This window comes from Pseudomonas sp. CFII68, assembly GCF_000416195.1.
Taxonomy (GTDB): domain Bacteria; phylum Pseudomonadota; class Gammaproteobacteria; order Pseudomonadales; family Pseudomonadaceae; genus Aquipseudomonas; species Aquipseudomonas kilonensis.
The window spans coordinates 38,774-54,873 of record NZ_ATLN01000120.1; the positions used below are offsets into that span (position 1 = coordinate 38,774).

Annotated in this window: 15 protein-coding genes and 1 pseudogene; 7 read left to right on the plus strand and 9 right to left on the minus strand. The window is 61.7% G+C overall.

Going from position 1 to position 16,100, the window contains the following annotated elements; genetic code table 11:
* Positions 1 to 66: 66 nt before the first annotated feature.
* A complete protein-coding gene (locus CFII68_RS04870; protein ID WP_018612347.1) occupies positions 67 to 1,014 on the minus strand; it encodes a choline ABC transporter substrate-binding protein in 948 nt (315 codons plus the stop codon).
* 423 nt (positions 1,015 to 1,437) lie between these two features.
* Here CFII68_RS04870 and CFII68_RS04865 point away from each other — a divergent pair, with 423 nt between their 5' ends.
* The 3 genes and pseudogenes from CFII68_RS04865 to CFII68_RS04855 all read left to right on the plus strand — a co-directional run bounded on the left by CFII68_RS04865 (position 1,438) and on the right by CFII68_RS04855 (position 4,839).
* Entirely contained in the window at positions 1,438 to 2,814 is a 1,377-nt protein-coding gene (locus CFII68_RS04865; protein WP_018612349.1) for an L-serine ammonia-lyase, read from the plus strand.
* 126 nt (positions 2,815 to 2,940) lie between these two features.
* Positions 2,941 to 3,159: pseudogene (locus CFII68_RS04860) on the plus strand (L-serine ammonia-lyase, iron-sulfur-dependent, subunit alpha); the annotation flags it as partial.
* 576 nt (positions 3,160 to 3,735) lie between these two features.
* The gene (locus tag CFII68_RS04855) at positions 3,736 to 4,839 is read left to right on the plus strand and encodes a GlxA family transcriptional regulator (protein WP_013694424.1); all 1,104 of its coding nucleotides are present in this window, start codon (positions 3,736 to 3,738) and stop codon (positions 4,837 to 4,839) included.
* 535 nt (positions 4,840 to 5,374) lie between these two features.
* Here CFII68_RS04855 and CFII68_RS04850 read toward each other — a convergent pair.
* From CFII68_RS04850 to CFII68_RS04825, 6 genes are all read right to left on the minus strand, one after another.
* Positions 5,375 to 5,638: a hypothetical protein gene (locus CFII68_RS04850; RefSeq protein WP_018612353.1), complete on the minus strand. Its 264-nt coding sequence runs from the start codon at positions 5,636 to 5,638 to the stop codon at positions 5,375 to 5,377.
* Positions 5,639 to 6,009: 371 nt separating this feature from the next.
* A complete protein-coding gene (locus CFII68_RS04845; protein WP_018612356.1) occupies positions 6,010 to 7,170 on the minus strand; it encodes a gamma-butyrobetaine dioxygenase in 1,161 nt (386 codons plus the stop codon).
* A 20-nt stretch (positions 7,171 to 7,190) separates the two neighbouring features.
* A complete protein-coding gene (locus tag CFII68_RS04840) occupies positions 7,191 to 7,667 on the minus strand; it encodes a thioesterase family protein (protein WP_018612357.1) in 477 nt (158 codons plus the stop codon).
* A 127-nt stretch (positions 7,668 to 7,794) separates the two neighbouring features.
* Complete coding sequence (locus CFII68_RS04835; protein WP_018612359.1) at positions 7,795 to 8,760, minus strand: L-carnitine dehydrogenase; 966 nt, start codon at positions 8,758 to 8,760, stop codon at positions 7,795 to 7,797.
* A gap of 162 nt (positions 8,761 to 8,922) precedes the next feature.
* Positions 8,923 to 9,810, minus strand: coding sequence for a 3-keto-5-aminohexanoate cleavage protein (locus CFII68_RS04830; protein ID WP_018612361.1), 888 nt, complete (start codon positions 9,808 to 9,810; stop codon positions 8,923 to 8,925).
* A gap of 71 nt (positions 9,811 to 9,881) precedes the next feature.
* Positions 9,882 to 10,826, minus strand: a complete 945-nt coding sequence (locus CFII68_RS04825) for a choline ABC transporter substrate-binding protein (RefSeq protein WP_018612365.1) — start codon at positions 10,824 to 10,826, stop codon at positions 9,882 to 9,884.
* Between the two features lie 186 nt (positions 10,827 to 11,012).
* On the opposite strand from CFII68_RS04825, the gene CFII68_RS04820 reads away from it, so the two are divergent.
* Entirely contained in the window at positions 11,013 to 11,972 is a 960-nt protein-coding gene (locus CFII68_RS04820) for a GlxA family transcriptional regulator (protein ID WP_018612366.1), read from the plus strand.
* A gap of 68 nt (positions 11,973 to 12,040) precedes the next feature.
* Positions 12,041 to 13,225: a hypothetical protein gene (locus CFII68_RS04815; protein WP_018612368.1), complete on the plus strand. Its 1,185-nt coding sequence runs from the start codon at positions 12,041 to 12,043 to the stop codon at positions 13,223 to 13,225.
* 170 nt (positions 13,226 to 13,395) lie between these two features.
* Here the strand turns inward: CFII68_RS04815 and CFII68_RS04810 are convergent, their stop codons facing one another.
* The gene (locus tag CFII68_RS04810; RefSeq protein WP_018612370.1) at positions 13,396 to 13,812 is read right to left on the minus strand and encodes a DUF3010 family protein; all 417 of its coding nucleotides are present in this window, start codon (positions 13,810 to 13,812) and stop codon (positions 13,396 to 13,398) included.
* A gap of 57 nt (positions 13,813 to 13,869) precedes the next feature.
* The gene (locus tag CFII68_RS04805) at positions 13,870 to 14,271 is read right to left on the minus strand and encodes a lysozyme inhibitor LprI family protein (RefSeq protein ID WP_018612372.1); all 402 of its coding nucleotides are present in this window, start codon (positions 14,269 to 14,271) and stop codon (positions 13,870 to 13,872) included.
* A 235-nt stretch (positions 14,272 to 14,506) separates the two neighbouring features.
* Between CFII68_RS04805 and CFII68_RS04800 the strand changes: the two genes are divergently transcribed.
* Both CFII68_RS04800 and CFII68_RS04795 read left to right on the plus strand, forming a co-directional pair.
* Positions 14,507 to 15,484, plus strand: coding sequence for a dipeptidase (locus CFII68_RS04800; RefSeq protein ID WP_014340593.1), 978 nt, complete (start codon positions 14,507 to 14,509; stop codon positions 15,482 to 15,484).
* A gap of 78 nt (positions 15,485 to 15,562) precedes the next feature.
* Positions 15,563 to 16,093 carry a DUF5943 domain-containing protein gene (locus tag CFII68_RS04795; RefSeq protein ID WP_018612374.1) on the plus strand — a complete coding sequence of 177 codons (531 nt, stop codon included), beginning with the start codon at positions 15,563 to 15,565 and terminating at the stop codon, positions 16,091 to 16,093.
* Positions 16,094 to 16,100: the final 7 nt, after the last annotated feature.

Consider the following 16,100-nt stretch of genomic DNA (forward strand, 5'->3'; position numbering starts at 1 on the left):
GTGAACGTCCGCATGCAAGGGATAAACAGCCCGGGCGAGCGAACCCGCCCGGCATAACATGAACAGTTATTGCGCGAGCTTGGCTTTCACGGCTTCCAGGCCTGGTTTACCGTCAATGGTGGTCACGCCAGCCAGCCAGGTATCGAGTACCTGTGGGTTTTTCTTCAGCCAGGCCTTGGCGGCGGCCTCAGGCTTCATTTTGTCGTCGAGCACGTTGCCCATCAGTGTGCTTTCCATGTCGACGGTGAACTCCAGGTTTTTCAATAACTGGCCAACGTTGCTGCATTCCTGGCTGTAGCCCTTGCGGGTGTTGGTTGCCACGGTGGCGGCACCGAAGTCGGGACCGAAGAAGTCGTCGCCGCCGGTCAGGTACTGGATTTTGAAGCGGGTGTTCATCGGGTGTGGCGCCCAGCCGAGGAACACCACATCGGTGCCGCGCTTGGCGGCGCGGTCGACCTGCGAGAGCATGCCGGCTTCACTCGACTCGACGACTTTGAAACCCGCGTCCTTCAGGCCGAAGGCGTTCTTTTCGATCATGCTCTGGATCAGGCGGTTGCCGTCGTTGCCGGGCTCGATCCCGTAGATCTTGCCGTCCAGTTCTTTCTTGAATTTGGGGATGTCGGCGAAGTCGTGCAGGCCTTTGTCATACAAACCCTGGGGCACGGCTAGGGTGTACTTGGCGCCCTTGAGGTTGGTGCGCACGGTTTCCACGGTGCCGGCTTCGCGGTACGACTTGATATCGTTTTCCATGGTCGGCATCCAGTTGCCGAGGAACACGTCCATGTTCTTGCCGTCGGCCAGGGACTTGTAGGTCACGGGCACGGAAATCATGGTGGTCTTGGTCTTGTAGCCGAGGGCGTCGAGCACCACGCTGGTGGTGGCGGTGGTCACGGTGATGTCGGTCCAACCGACATCGGAGAAGTTGACGGTGCTGCACTGTTCGGGTTCAGCAGCGTTGGCCAGCATCGGAAGACTCAGCATGGCGGCCAACAACAACGATGTGGAACCTTTCATGGGTGGACTCCTGGTGTTTTATCGGCGGTGTCCGGTCAGGACGCCGCGCTTATGGGATGTTGCGGTTGGTGGCGCGTGGGCACTCTCTGACACGCGGCCTTGCAAACGAGCCGTAACCGATCATGTACCAGTGCAAATCTGACGCCTACAGGGTGGGTCGTATCCAGTACAGGGAGGGTCGCATCCAGTGTTGGTGACGTCGTTTACAGATTTTTTCCGCCCCTGATGGGCCCCTGATACGCAGAAAAACGCCGCAAAACCGGGGGCAGGACGGGGCGGCGCTGCTGGGCATGATTGCGTCGGTGTCAGACGTCGCACGCCATGGCAAAAACCGGATGATGCGGCCATCCCGGCGTTGAGCGTAGCAGCTCCGTCACCGGACGCTCCTGCGCCCGGATGTGCCTGTTCTGGAGGTTCTCGGCAATGGCAATCAGCGTTTTCGACCTGTTCAAAATCGGTATTGGCCCGTCCAGTTCACACACCGTGGGCCCGATGCGGGCCGCCGCATTGTTCGTGCAAGGTTTGCGTGAGCGAGGACTTTTGGAACAAGTCGCGCGGGTGGAAGTTCAGCTCTACGGTTCGCTTTCGGCCACTGGCATCGGCCACGGCAGCGACAACGCCGTGATCATGGGCTTGATGGGCGAGTGGCCGGACGCAATCGACCCGTCGCAGATCGGCCCGCGCATCGAGCGGCTGCGCGAAACCCAGACCCTGCTGCTCGACGGTCGCCTGTCGGTGCCGTTCATCTGGTCCCGGGACATGCGCCTGATCGACGAGAACCTGCCATTCCATCCCAATGCGATGACGCTGGTGGCCGAGGGCGCCGACGGCGAGCTGCACCGTGACACTTATTATTCGGTTGGCGGTGGTTTCGTTGTCGATCAGGCCCAGGCCACCAGCGGTGTAGTGGACCTGGACCGCACCGAACTGCCTTACGATTTTTCCAGCGCCGAAGAGTTGCTCCAGCTGTGCCGCAGCCACAACCTGCGGGTGGCCGAGTTGATGATGGCCAACGAAAAGGTCTGGCGTTCCGAAGAAGAGATCCGCAGCGGCCTGATGAAACTCTGGCGGGCCATGCAGGATTGCGTCGAGCAGGGTCTCAAGCACGAAGGCATCCTGCCGGGCGGTTTGAATGTGCGTCGACGTGCGGCCAAGTTGCATCGCAGCCTGCAAGAGTTGAACAAGCCCAATGTCATCGGCTCGACCCTCAGCGCCATGGAGTGGGTCAACCTGTTCGCCTTGGCGGTCAACGAGGAGAATGCTGCCGGCGGGCGCATGGTCACGGCGCCGACCAATGGCGCGGCGGGGATCATTCCGGCGGTGCTGCATTACTTCATGAAGTTCAGCGAAGCGGTCACCGACGCCAACGTCGTGGATTATTTCCTCGGTGCGGCGGCCGTCGGGATCCTGTGCAAAAAGAACGCATCGATTTCCGGCGCCGAAGTCGGTTGCCAGGGCGAGGTGGGATCGGCTTGCGCCATGGCGGCGGCCGGTCTGGCGGAAATCCTCGGCGCCACGCCGGAACAACTGTGCAACGCGGCGGAAATCGGCCTGGAACACAACCTCGGCCTGACCTGCGACCCGGTGGGCGGCCTGGTGCAGGTGCCGTGCATCGAGCGTAATGCGATCGCCGCGGTCAAGGCCATCAACGCCGCCCAAATGGCCTTGCGCGGGGATGGCCAGCATTTCATCTCCCTGGACCGGGTGATCCGCACCATGCGTGATACCGGTGCCGACATGCATGACAAATATAAGGAAACCTCGCGCGGCGGCTTGGCGGTCAGTGCGGTGGAGTGCTGAAACCTTGTTTGCACAACGCTCTGTGGCAAGAGGGTTTTCTGTGGGAGCAAGGCTTGCCCGCGATAGCGTCAGTAGATTCAACATGGATGTCGACTGGCATACCGCCATCGCGAGCAAGCTTTGCTCCCAGTGGGCGGCCTGGTGCAGGTGCCGTGCATCGAGCGTAATGCGATCGCCGCGGTCAAGGCCATCAACGCCGCCCAAATGGCCTTGCGCGGGGATGGCCAGCATTTCATCTCCCTGGACCGGGTGATCCGCACCATGCGTGATACCGGTGCCGACATGCATGACAAATATAAGGAAACCTCGCGCGGCGGCTTGGCGGTCAGTGCGGTGGAGTGCTGAAACCTTGTTTGCACAACGCTCTGTGGCAAGAGGGTTTTCTGTGGGAGCAAGGCTTGCCCGCGATAGCGTCAGTAGATTCAACATGGATGTCGACTGGCATACCGCCATCGCGAGCAAGCTTTGCTCCCACAGATGATTCCCTTTATCCACAAGAGCGAAAACCGCTCACAAAATGAACACCAATCGGCAAACACGCCACCTTTTAGCGCGTCGCAAACAGACAAGACCCCTGTTGTCGAGCCAGCCGCTGAATCGGCCTCGACCGTCCGTCATCCGCACCTGTGGTGATACTCGTTGCGCAAGCGGCGCAGCCCAGTTCCCACAAGTGCTACCGAACTGCTCACGGCCCGCTGTGACAGGTGCCTGCCGCCCTGGATGGCGCTTATAACCCGTACTCGACACACGCCTTATATAGACAGGCCGCGATGTCGTTTTCAGGATTTATTGAACGCGCATTCAATTTTAGGCATGGCAATTGCTCTATCCCGATAAAGCCCCGTCTCGGCACGAGAACGATGGCAATAACAAGAGCCTCCGCCTGAGGCCATCACCCGCTTTGTGTGAGGAGATACCGCGATGACGACGTCCAACTCCGGGGCCCAACCCCAGAACCGTGCGCCTCAATCCATCGGCTTTTTGCTGCTGGACAATTTCACGCTGATTTCCCTGGCGTCCGCGGTAGAACCGCTACGCATGGCCAACCAATTGTCCGGTCGCGAGCTGTATCGCTGGACCACCCTTACGGTCGATGGCGGCCAGGTCTGGGCCAGCGACGGTTTGCAAATCACTCCTGACGCCTCCATGCACAAGGCGCCGGCCCTGGACACTGTCATCGTCTGTGGCGGTATCGGCATCCAGCGCACCGTGACCCGCGAACACGTGTCTTGGCTGCAAGGCCAGGCCCGCCAATCCCGTCGCCTCGGCGCGGTCTGCACCGGCAGTTGGGCCCTGGCCTGCGCCGGCCTGCTGGACGGCTTCGATTGCAGCGTGCACTGGGAATGCCTGGCGGCAATGCAGGAAGCTTTCCCACGGGTGTCGATGAGCACCCGTTTGTTCACCCTCGACCGCAACCGCTTCACCAGCTCCGGGGGCACCGCGCCGCTGGACATGATGCTGCACCTGATCAGCCGCGATCACGGTCGCGAACTGTCGGCAGCGATCTCGGAAATGTTTGTCTACGAGCGTATCCGCAACGAACAGGATCACCAGCGTGTGCCACTCAAGCACATGCTTGGCACCAACCAGCCGAAGCTGCAGGAAATCGTCGCGCTGATGGAGGCCAACCTCGAAGAACCGATCGACCTGGACGAACTGGCGGTATACGTCGCCGTGTCCCGGCGTCAGCTGGAGCGGTTGTTCCAGAAGTACCTGCACTGCTCGCCGTCGCGCTATTACCTCAAGCTGCGGTTGATCCGTGCGCGGCAACTGCTCAAGCAGACGCCGATGTCGATCATCGAAGTGGCCTCGGTGTGCGGCTTCGTCTCCACCCCGCACTTCTCCAAGTGCTACCGCGAATACTTCGGCATTCCGCCGCGCGACGAACGCGTCGGTTCCAACACCACGCAACAGGTGGCGATGATGCCGCTGCCACAGGCGCTGGTGCTGTCGCCATTGTCCGGCCCGCTGTCGGCGTTGAGCCAGGCGCGTAATGAGTCGACGTTTGCCAGTGTGAGGCTCTGAGACCGTAGCGCCTTTATCGCGAGCAAGCTCGCTCCCACAGTTGGATTGGGGTACGGCTGGAGAGTAGGCCGGCGGTCAGGCCGCCTCGCGAGCAAGCTTTGCTCCCACAGGTCCTGCTCAAACAGATCTGATGGGTGTACGACGGGGAGAACCAGGTCGGCTACTAGGCCGCCTCGCGGTGGACGTTGATCTTGGGGCCCCGTTAACCACGCTGGCCGAACGCAGGCATTGTGGAGTGGGCATCCCGGCATGGATGCCGGGATAGCCGCGCTGGGCCATGGATGGCCCTTCGCGGCGGGCCCACGGAGCAATGCCTTCGTTCGGGCATGCCGAGCCTAGGCGAGGCACCGAGTGGTGGGGCATGAGCGTTTTGCTTACTTTTGCGCTTTTCAAAAGTGAGCCGCCGTCAGGGCGGAACCATTAGCCGCCGTTACCGCAGCAACGGATATGTACTCAGTCAGGCCGCCATCGCGAGCAAGCTCGCTCCCACAGGTTTTGTGAACGACACAAATCCTGTGGGAGCAATTGTGTTCTGTCAGGCGCTATGGTTCTGCTGGTATTGCATCAACGCCGGCAACAGCTGCTTATCGATCGCCTGGCGCACGGCCGGCAGGATGGTGGCGCTGCTGGTGTACATCTCCTTGACCATCCGCCGCAAATCATTGGCACGGACGGTGTCCAGCCCCCGCACGGCGCACTCGCACGCCTGCTCGGCAGTGGAACCACTGGGTATTTGCAGGCCCAGGGCCTTGAGGTGGCCCAGCAGGTCTTCCTGGTCGATCAAATCGGCGTACATCATGACGCTTTTCCTTGTTCAGGGATTGGGGTCGTGTCTCGATTCTGGTAGCCACCCGAAGCGGCGGCAAGGGCAAATGGTCGCAATGTCATGAATGACTATGGAGGCGTCGTTTTCGGCTAACTTGCACGGACCTGGACTGGGCACACTGGCCTCAAGCTGAATCACGATGGTTTGGTCACCCTCGCGCGACAGCTCCTCCAGTAACGCTCCTGCCCCGATCCTGTCACGGCTTGATCGGGGATTTTTTTGCCTGTGAAAATCAGGGAGAAATTGGGTTGATTGATCGGACGCCTTCGCGAGCAAGCCCGCTCCCACATGGGAATGGGGACTCCTGTGGGAGCGGGCTTGCTCGCGAATGGCCGTTACGCGGTCTAGCGCTGCAACACCAGAATCCGCGACAACAACTCATCCCGATCCACATAGCACCCCTGGAAATGCCGGGCCCCGGAAGCCGGGTCGAAGGCATTGCGGGCGTGGAGGGTGCGGCGGTTGTCGAAGCACCAGAGCTGGCCGGGTTCGAGGCGCTGTACCAGACGAAATTGTGGTTCGCGGGTCAGGGCGATGAAGCGGCGGTAGGCGCGATAAAGCCTGGGCATCTGCTCGACCGTGGTGTCGAACGGCCCACGCAGGAAGTTCGCCATGCGGATTTCCGAAACCTGCCCCAGGGTGTCCAGCGCGATGATCGGCGCCAGGCAGCGGTAGTCGCTGCGACGGTCCTTGTTGCGAAACTCCACCGGGATCCGACACAGCACGTCGAAGGCCTCGGGGTCTTCCTGGCGCAGCGCTTGAGCAATGGCAAAACCGTCGACAAAAATGCTCTCGCCACCGTCGGCGTCATTCACCAGGCAATGCAGGAATTGCAGCCCCGGCTGCAATTCCCGGGTCGGCAAATCACTGTGCAACGGCAGGTTGAAAGCGGTGTAGGCGTTGCTGTCGGCATCGGCCTTGGACTGCACGTTGAACAGCACACCGAAGTTGCTCTCGCGAATGAAGGAAATGCGCTGGGCAACCCGTTTCAGCGAACCGGGTTCGGTGGGCACGCCGCACACCTGGGTCAGGCCGATGTCGCGCACCGCCAGCAACCATTGCAACAACGTATCGTCATCGTCCATCAGCGCCGGGTAGTCGAACACTGGCAATTGCAGGTCGCGTCGCCACAGTTGGCGGCAGGGCTTGTTCGCCAGGCGCTCGGCGCGTGATTGGTCATCGTAGGCGTGGGCGCGCAGCCAGCCGGGGTCGAAACGGCTCTGGTGACCGTCCTGCCAGTCCACGCACAGGCAGCCTTCGTCGTCGAGGCGGGTCGCACTGGGAGTCATGTCTTCAGGGACGTCGACGATCTCCAGCACCTGTTCGCGGGTGACGCTGTAGACGCATTGGGCGCACGGGCAGTTGTCCCGCAGCCACGGGTGATGAAAGGGGCTGGTCCGGCCGTCGGCCCACGTCACTTGCACCCGGTCGGTCAACGGCATGGCGGCGGTCAATGGGGAAATCAGGGGGTAACGGCGGAAGTCGGCAAAGGCGGCGGTGTTCATGGCGATCTCCTGTTCGCGGTTTATCGGGGCAGAGGCAGGGCGATGATCCGGCCGATGTACAGCGGCGGCGGCAGGTCGGATTGTTCGTCGAGCAGGGCGCTGAGCCGGCCCAGGGTCTGTTCGGTGAAAGGCGCCGAGCGCGGACCGGTCAGGTCGACGTGCAACAGCATCTGTTCATTGCCGGCCAGCTCTTTATCACCGCCGACCAGGTGCAGGCTGTGGTAGAGGTGCAGGCGCTTGGCGTCGTGGCCGATGATCTGCGTGTGCACTTGCACGTCGGCCCCGAGTTTCACTTCGTGCAGATAATTGAGATGAAGTTCGAGGGTGAACAGCGAGTGGCCGCTGGCTTCGCGGTTCTGGCTGTCCAGGCCGAGCCGGTCCATCAGCGCGTCGGTGGCGTAGCTGAAGATCAGCAGGTAGAAGGCATCGCGCAGGTGGCCGTTGTAATCGACCCATTCGGGGAGGATGCGGGTTTGGTAGGTGGTGAGGGTGGGCATGATGACGATCCAACAGAAGAGTGGGATTCATGTGGGAGCGGGCTTGCTCGCGAAGGCGGTGTATCTACCGCACGATATTTGGCGGATGTACCGGCCTCTTCGCGAGCAAGCCCGCTCCCACAGGGGGTTATTCAGTGAAAGACATACCGTGCTTTTCCTTGGTGGTCTTCACCGCCTCCAGCACCGCCAGCAGACAATCATCACGATAGCGCTCCAGGGCCGAGATGCTGTGGCTGCCCAATTGCGCGCTCGTGCCGTCCACCACATCGTCGATCAGCTTCTCGGTCAGCTCTGGCGCCGGCAGGTAGGTCCATGGCAGTTGCAGCGCCGGGCCGAACTGGGCCATGAAGTGCCGCATCCCGGCATCGCCGCCGGCCAGGGTGTAGGTCAGGAAGGTGCCCATGAACGACCAGCGCAAGCCGGCGCCGAAGCGGATCGCATCGTCGATTTCCCCGGTGGTCGCCACCCCGTCGTTGACCAGGTGCAGGGCTTCGCGCCAGAGCGCTTCGAGCAGGCGGTCGGCGATGAAACCGGGCACTTCCTTGCGCACGTGCAGCGGCCGCATGCCCAGGGATTCGTACACCTGCATCGCCGCCTGCACGGCTTCGGGCGCGGTGTTTTTGCCGCCGACCACTTCCACCAGCGGCAACAGGTAGACCGGGTTGAACGGGTGCCCGACCACGCAGCGCTCCGGATGGGTGGCGCCTTCGTAGAATTCGCTCGGCAGCAGCCCCGAGGTACTGGAACCGATCAACGCGTTTGGCTTGGCGGCGGCGCTGATCTGGCCGTGCAATTCGAGTTTCAACGCCAGGCGCTCGGGGGCGCTTTCCTGAATGAAATCGGCGTCGCGCACGCATTCTTCGATGGTGGTGACAAAGCGCAGCCGATCCTGCGAGGCGCCAGGGGCCAGGCCCTGTTTCTCCAGGGCGCCCCAGGCATTGGCGACACGTTTGCGCAAGGCCGCTTCGGCGCCGGGCGCCGGGTCCCAGGCGACAACGTCGAGGCCATGGGCCAGGGCCCGGCTGACCCAGCCGCTGCCGATTACACCACTGCCCAGGGCGGCGAAGGTCTTGATGTCGGTGATAAAACTCATGGTGATTTCCTGAAAAAATAGTTCGGTGATCTCCTGTGGGAGCAAGGCTTGCCCGCGATGGCGGCAGTAGATTCAACGGGGATGTCGACTGACATACCGTTATCGCGGGCAAGCCTTGCTCCCACAGGTTGTGCCCCCCAATAGGGGAAGGTGGATGTCGGTTTAGCCGCGCTGGGTCAGGCCCATTTTCTTGCGACCTTCAGCCGGGGTGAGCACCCGCGCACCGAGGCGACTGAGGATTTCGCCGGCCCGCTCCACCAGTTGGCCGTTGGTGGCGAGTACGCCTTTGTCCAGCCAGAGGTTGTCTTCCAGGCCGACCCGCACGTTGCCCCCCAGCAGCACCGCCTGGGCGGCCATTGGCATTTGCATGCGGCCGATGCCGAAGCCGGCCCACACCGCGTCCGCCGGCAGGTTGTCGACCATGGCTTTCATCGTGGTGGTGTCGGCCGGTGCGCCCCACGGGATGCCCAGGCAGAGCTGGAACAGCGGGTTGTCCAGCAGGCCTTCCTTGATCAGTTGCTTGGCGAACCACAGGTGACCGGTGTCGAAGATCTCCAGCTCGGCCTTGACCCCCAGTTCGGTGATGCGCTTGGCGCCGGCCCGCAGTTGCGCCGGGGTGGAGACGTAAATGGTGTCGCCGTCGCCGAAGTTCAGGGTGCCGCAATCCAGCGTGCAGATTTCCGGTAACAGCGCTTCGACGTGGGCCAGGCGGGTCAGCGGCCCCACCAGGTCGGTGTTGGGACCGAATTCCATCGGGTTTTCCCCTGCGCCGATCTCCAAGTCGCCGCCCATGCCGGCGGTGAGGTTGACGATGATGTCCACGTCCGCCTCACGGATGCGCTCCATCACTTCGCGGTACAGCGCCACGTCGCGGCTGAACTTGCCGGTCTGCGGGTCGCGGACGTGGCAATGGACCACCGTGGCCCCGGCCTTCGCCGCCTCGACGGCAGCGGCGGCGATCTGTTTCGGGGTGACCGGCACGTGGGGGCTCTTGGCGGTCGTGTCGCCAGCACCGGTGAGTGCGCAGGTGATGATGACGTCGTGGTTCATGGTGCGGCTTCCTTCAGGCGTGGTGAGTCACCGCGCAGCCGTTTGGCGCTGCGCAGATGGATAACGGTTGTTCAGTTATTGGTCAGTTTCAGGTTGTCGGCGGCGGGCTTGCCGTCGAAGGTGGTGACGCCTTCGAGCCAGCGCTGCTTGTCTTGCGGATGATCCTTGAGCCATTGCCGGGCCGATTCGAGCGGGTCCTTGTGATCGAGCAACGGCTGCATCATCCGGCTCTCATCCTCGGCGCTGAACGTCAGGTTGCTCAGCAAGCGACCGACGTTCGGGCATTGTTGGGCGTAGTCCGGCGCGGTGACGGTCCAGACGGTGGCCATGCCTTCGTTCGGGCCGAGGGCGCCGTCGCTGCCGGTGAGGTAGGTCATTTGCACGTTGACGTTCATCGGGTGCGGCGCCCAACCGAAGAACACCACGGCTTCCTTGCGCCGCACGGCGCGGTCCACGGCGGCGAGCATGCCGGCTTCGCTGGACTCCACCAGTTGGAATTTGCCCAGGCCGAACTGGTTCTTGGCGATCATCGCCTTGATCTGGGTGTTGGCGCCGGAGCCAGGCTCAATGCCGTAGATCTTGCCGCCCAGTTCTTTTTCGAATTTGGCGATGTCGGCGAAGGTCTTCAGGCCCTTGTCGGCCAGGTACGCCGGCACGGCCAGGGTGGCGCGGGCGTCCTTGAGGCTGGGCTGTTCCAGCACCTTGATTTGCTTGGCCTCGACGAACGGGGTGATGGTCTGGGTCATCAACGGGTTCCAGTAGCCCAGGAACAGGTCCAGGCGCTGGTCGCGGATGCCGGCGAAGATGATTTGCTGGGAGGCGCTGGTTTGCTTGGTCTTGTAGCCGAGGCCGTCGAGCATCACCTGGGTCAGGGCGCTGGTGGCGATGACGTCGGTCCAGTTGACCACGCCCAGGCGCACGTTCTGGCATGCGGCGGGCTCGGCAGCCATGACGGCGCCATTGAGGAAGGTGGTGCCGCAAAGTGCAAGTACACAGGAGCTGATCAGTCGTTTCATGTCGGGTTCCTCGGCAGCTTATTGTTATGGGTTCCGGCATCTGCGCACCGGTGATGCCAAGTTACGCAGCCCAACGCCTGGCAAAGCGCACAGCGGCGACGTGCTCTTGCACTGCAGCGACTCTTGAACGGGCGTTGCAACTGGCGTATCAAGGTCCGCACGCTACCCGCCAACCGAGTGCGCTCCATGTCCCAGGATTTCTACTTCTTGTTGATGCCGGGTTTTTCGGCCATCGGTTTCATTTCGGCCATCGAGCCCTTGCGGGTCGCCAATCGTTTTCGTGGCGAGCTGTACCGCTGGCATGTGCTGAGTATCGATGGCGGGCCGGTGCTGGCGAGCAATGGCATGTCGGTCAACGCCGATGCCGCACTGGAACCGCTGAAGAAGGGCGCGACCCTCTGGGTGGTGGCCGGGTTCGAACCGCTGAAATTCGCCACCCCGGCACTGGAGCGCTGGCTGCATCGGCTGGATAACGAAGGCGTGACCCTGGGGGGCATCGACACCGGCAGTGTGGTGTTGGCCGAGGCGGGACTGTTGGAAGGGCACCGCGTGACCTTGCATTGGGAAGCGATCGAGGCGTTCAAGGAGTCCTATCCGCAACTCAGCGTGACCCAGGAACTGTTCGAAATCGACCGTCGCCGCATCACCTGCGCGGGCGGCACTGCGTCCATCGACCTGATGCTGGACCTGATCGGCCAGGCGCACGGTTTGGAACTGGCGATCCAGGTCAGCGAGCAGTTCGTGCTCGGCCGCATCCGCCCGCGCAAAGACCACCAGCGCATGGAAATCGCCAACCGCTACGGCATTCGCAACAAGAAGCTGGTGCACGTCATCGGCGAGATGGAAACCCATAGCGAACCGCCACTGAGCACCTTGGCGCTGGCCGAGTCGATCAACGTCACCCGTCGCCAGCTCGAACGGCTGTTCCGCCTGCACCTGAACGACACCCCGAGCAACTTCTACCTGCGCCTGCGCCTGGAAAAGGCCCGGCAATTGCTGCGCCAGACCGACATGAGTGTGCTGGAAGTAAGCATCGCCTGCGGCTTTGAGTCACCGTCGTACTTCACCCGCAGCTATCGGGCACGGTTCGAGCGCTGCCCGCGGGAGGATCGGCGACGGCAGGGGGATGGGCGGGAGTTGGTTTGACAGGCTTTTATACTCAATTATACTCGCGACTATAAATTATACCTTTCGCCATAATTGAGTATAAAACCATGTCCAAGCACCCCGGTTTTGTCTTCCGGCGCCCCGATCTGGCCCGCAATATTGTCGATGGGCTGGCCGGCGCCGGGATTCAGGATTACACCTCAGGCCTGTTCCTGGCCGCGCCAAGGCGTACCGGAAAAAGTACATTCCTGCGCGAAGACTTGATTCCCGAATGCGAGACGCGAGGTTGGCTCGCGGTCTACGTCGACCTTTGGGCCAACAAGGAGAAGGACCCTGCCGACCTGATCGCCTCGGCCATCGCCGGGGCACTGGTGCCTTATGAAAAGGGCATCCGCAAGCTCGCCAAATCCATGGGCATCGACAAACTCAGCTTCTTGCGCACGCTGTCCTGGGATTTCAGCCAGCCGCAACTGCCCGAAGGGGCGACGCTGACCCAGGCGCTGGAGCTGTTGCACCGTGCCGCGGGTAAAACCGTGGTGCTGGTGATCGACGAAGCCCAGCATGCCTTGACCACCGAGGCCGGGGTCAACGCGATGTTCGGCCTCAAGGCTGCCCGCGACCAGCTCAACCAGGGACGTGAGGGGGATGCCAGCGGCCTGCGGCTGGTGTTCACCGGCTCCAATCGCGACAAGCTCGCCCACTTGGTACTCAGCCGCAACCAACCGTTCTACGGGTCCAGCATCACGCCGTTCCCTTTGCTGGGCAAAGCCTTCACCCAGGCCTACACCGCCCATTTGAACGCACACTTGGCTCAAACCAACCAGTTCAACGCCGATGACCTCGACCAGGCGTTTGAGTTGGTGGGGCGCCGTCCCGAGATGTTGCGCAGCGTCATCGGCGAAATTGCCCTGGAGCTGGGTGAGGCGAGCCAGTTGGGTGACTTGCTGCGCAACAGCGCTGAAATGCTGCGCGCCGGCGTCTGGACCGAGTTCGAGAGCGCCTGGAACGCCCTGACGGTGCCGCAACGCGCCGTGCTGCAGGTCATGGCCGAGCGTTCGCAAAACAACGAACCCTTCGCGCCCTTCACCGATTCAACGCTGGAGGCGGTGGGCAAGGCGCTGAGGACTATGGGAAGCGAAGTCGTGCCCGGTACCCAGACCATCCAATCCTGCATCGACGCGCTGCGTGAAAAGGAATTGGTGTGGAAGTCCAACCGCGGGGGTTATGCGCTGGAGGACAAGGCGTTTGCGGAGTGGTTGAAGGGGTATCGTAAGCGACAGAGTCGGTCCTGACCCGATTAGCGGTCGAGCATAGTGACCTGTGTGGAGAGGGGATTTTGTGGGAGCAAAGCTTGCTCGCGAAACAGTCGACTCGGTTTCTGAAGGACCGCATCGCCTCCATCGCGAGCAAGCTTTGCTCCCACAAAAAACGCTACACAGGTGCCCGTTCGGCTGGGAAAGGTCTATTTCTTCACCAACGCCGAACACGCCGCCTTGTACGCCTCATGCTGATACTTGTTCAGCGTCGCCGGCAGGGCGAAGTCATGTTTCTTGCTCTGCGCATTGATGGTCTGCGGCGACAGCAGCGTCACCTCACAACCGTCCAGCAACTGGAAGACCCCTTCGATCTTGAACGTGGTCGGGCCACCGGCGAACTCGCCTTTCTTGCTGCGCTTCTTGATGGCGATGCGTTCGATACCGTTGTCCGTCACGAACGCCCGCACCTGGGCAGCGAAAGCCTTGACGTTGGCGGCTTCGTCATCGTCGTCCAGGGCGATTTTCTTGGTGTTCAGCGCAACGTGACTCAGCGCCTGTTGATCCAGCGAGGCAACGGCGATGATCGCTTCGCTGCCTTTGATTTCGATGCCGCACGTTTTCATGTGAATCCCTTTACCAATGATGCAAGCAGCTTACCGCGCTAAACGGCTTCTGAAGCATCACTCCTGCCCAATCGACTCCAAAAACTCCGACCGATCATCGCTCACCTGGGCCATGCAGTCGTTTTCGGCGATTTTGTAGGCTTCGCTGCCGGGTTTGGCCGGGAAGGCGGCGATGGCGCAGTCGGCCTCGCGCTGTTTTTGCCACAGTTGCTGGGCGGCCTTGATCTTGGTGGTGATGTCGTTGAGCTGGGCCTTGTCGCTGGCGTAGCGGGTTTGCAGGCGCTCGTTGAGGCTTTGCAGGTTTTCGCCCAGCAATTGTTCGGCGGCGGTTTTGCCGTAGGCCGAGCAGGCCAGGGTCTGGACGTCGTTTTCAACTTCGTCGCAGGGATTGGGTTCGGTGTCTTCGGTCGCATGCGCGACGGTGCTGATCAGTGCCAAAGCCAGGAAGAGTGATTTCATTGCGTTGCCGCTCAAGTCCAGTGAAAACCAGTGATGCGGCGGATTCTGGCGCAAGCGTCGGGTAAAGAACAGACGGGTAGGGTGGGCCTGGTGTACCCCTTTGTCGTGGATTGACGCTTTCGGCAATTCCCCTGTCGTTTTTGCACCGGGTCGTCGCGGCCCTCAGGCATATGCTGGCCCCAAAGCGCCGGCACACGATTCGGCGCATGAATCGCTGATAAAAGGGGACTGCCTGATGAGCCCAGCCGAATTGCACGCCGACAGCATCGTTATCGACGGGCTGATCATTGCCAAGTGGAACCGCGACCTGTTCGAAGACATGCGCAAGGGCGGCCTGACCGCAGCCAACTGCACCGTGTCGGTGTGGGAAGGCTTCCAGGCCACCATCAACAATATCGCCGCCAGCCAGAAACTGATCCGCGAGAACAGCGACCTGGTGATCCCGGTGAAAACCACCGCCGACATCCGCCGCGCCAAGGAACAGGGCAAGACCGGCATCATCTTCGGTTTCCAGAACGCCCATGCCTTCGAAGACCAGCTCGGCTACGTCGAGATCTTCAAGCAGCTGGGCGTGGGTGTGGTGCAGATGTGCTACAACACCCAGAACCTGGTCGGCACCGGTTGCTACGAGCGTGACGGCGGCCTGTCGGGCTTCGGTCGCGAAATCGTCGCCGAGATGAACCGGGTCGGCATCATGTGCGACCTGTCCCACGTCGGTTCCAAGACTTCCGAAGAGGTCATCCTCGAATCGAAGAAGCCAGTGTGCTATTCCCACTGCCTGCCGTCCGGCCTGAAAGAACACCCGCGCAACAAGTCCGATGAAGAACTGAAGTTCATCGCCGACCACGGCGGTTTCGTCGGCGTGACCATGTTCGCGCCGTTCCTGGCCAAGGGCATCGATTCGACCATCGACGACTACGCCGAGGCCATTGAATACACCATGAACATCGTCGGTGAAGACGCCATCGGCATCGGCACCGACTTCACCCAGGGCCACGGCCAGGACTTCTTCGAAATGCTGACCCACGACAAGGGCTACGCCCGTCGTCTGACCAGCTTCGGCAAGATCATCAACCCCCTGGGCATCCGCACCGTGGGCGAGTTCCCGAACCTCACCGAAACGCTGCTCAAGCGCGGCCATCCTGAGCGGGTAGTGCGCAAGATCATGGGCGAGAACTGGGTGAACGTCCTCAAGGACGTCTGGGGCGAGTAAACCCCGCTGCATCACTGAATCCTTACCTGCGGCCACTCGCGCCGCAGGCACATCACGAATTTCCGGAGTCAAGTTTTCATGGCCAAGATCGCCCCGCAACTGCCTATCGAAGTCGACAGCGAAACCGGTGTCTGGACCTCCGACGCCCTGCCGATGCTGTACGTGCCACGGCACTTTTTCGTCAACAACCACATGGGCATCGAAGAAGTGCTGGGCGCCGACGCCTACGCCGAGATTCTCTACAAGGCCGGCTACAAATCCGCCTGGCACTGGTGTGAAAAAGAAGCCGAATGCCATGGCCTGGAAGGCGTCGCGGTGTTCGAGCACTACATGAAGCGCCTGTCGCAGCGTGGCTGGGGCCTGTTCAAGATCCAGGACATCGACCTGGACAAAGGCACCGCCAGCGTCAAGCTCGAACACTCGGCGTTCGTCTATGTGTACGGCAAGGTCGGGCGCAAGGTCGACTACATGTTCACTGGCTGGTTCGCCGGCGCCATGGACCAGATCCTCGCCGCTCGCGGCAGCCAGATCCGCACCGTGGCCGAGCAGGTCTACGGCGGTTCCGAAGAAGGCCACGACGACGGCCTGTTCATCGTCAAGCCGTTGTAAGTCGAGG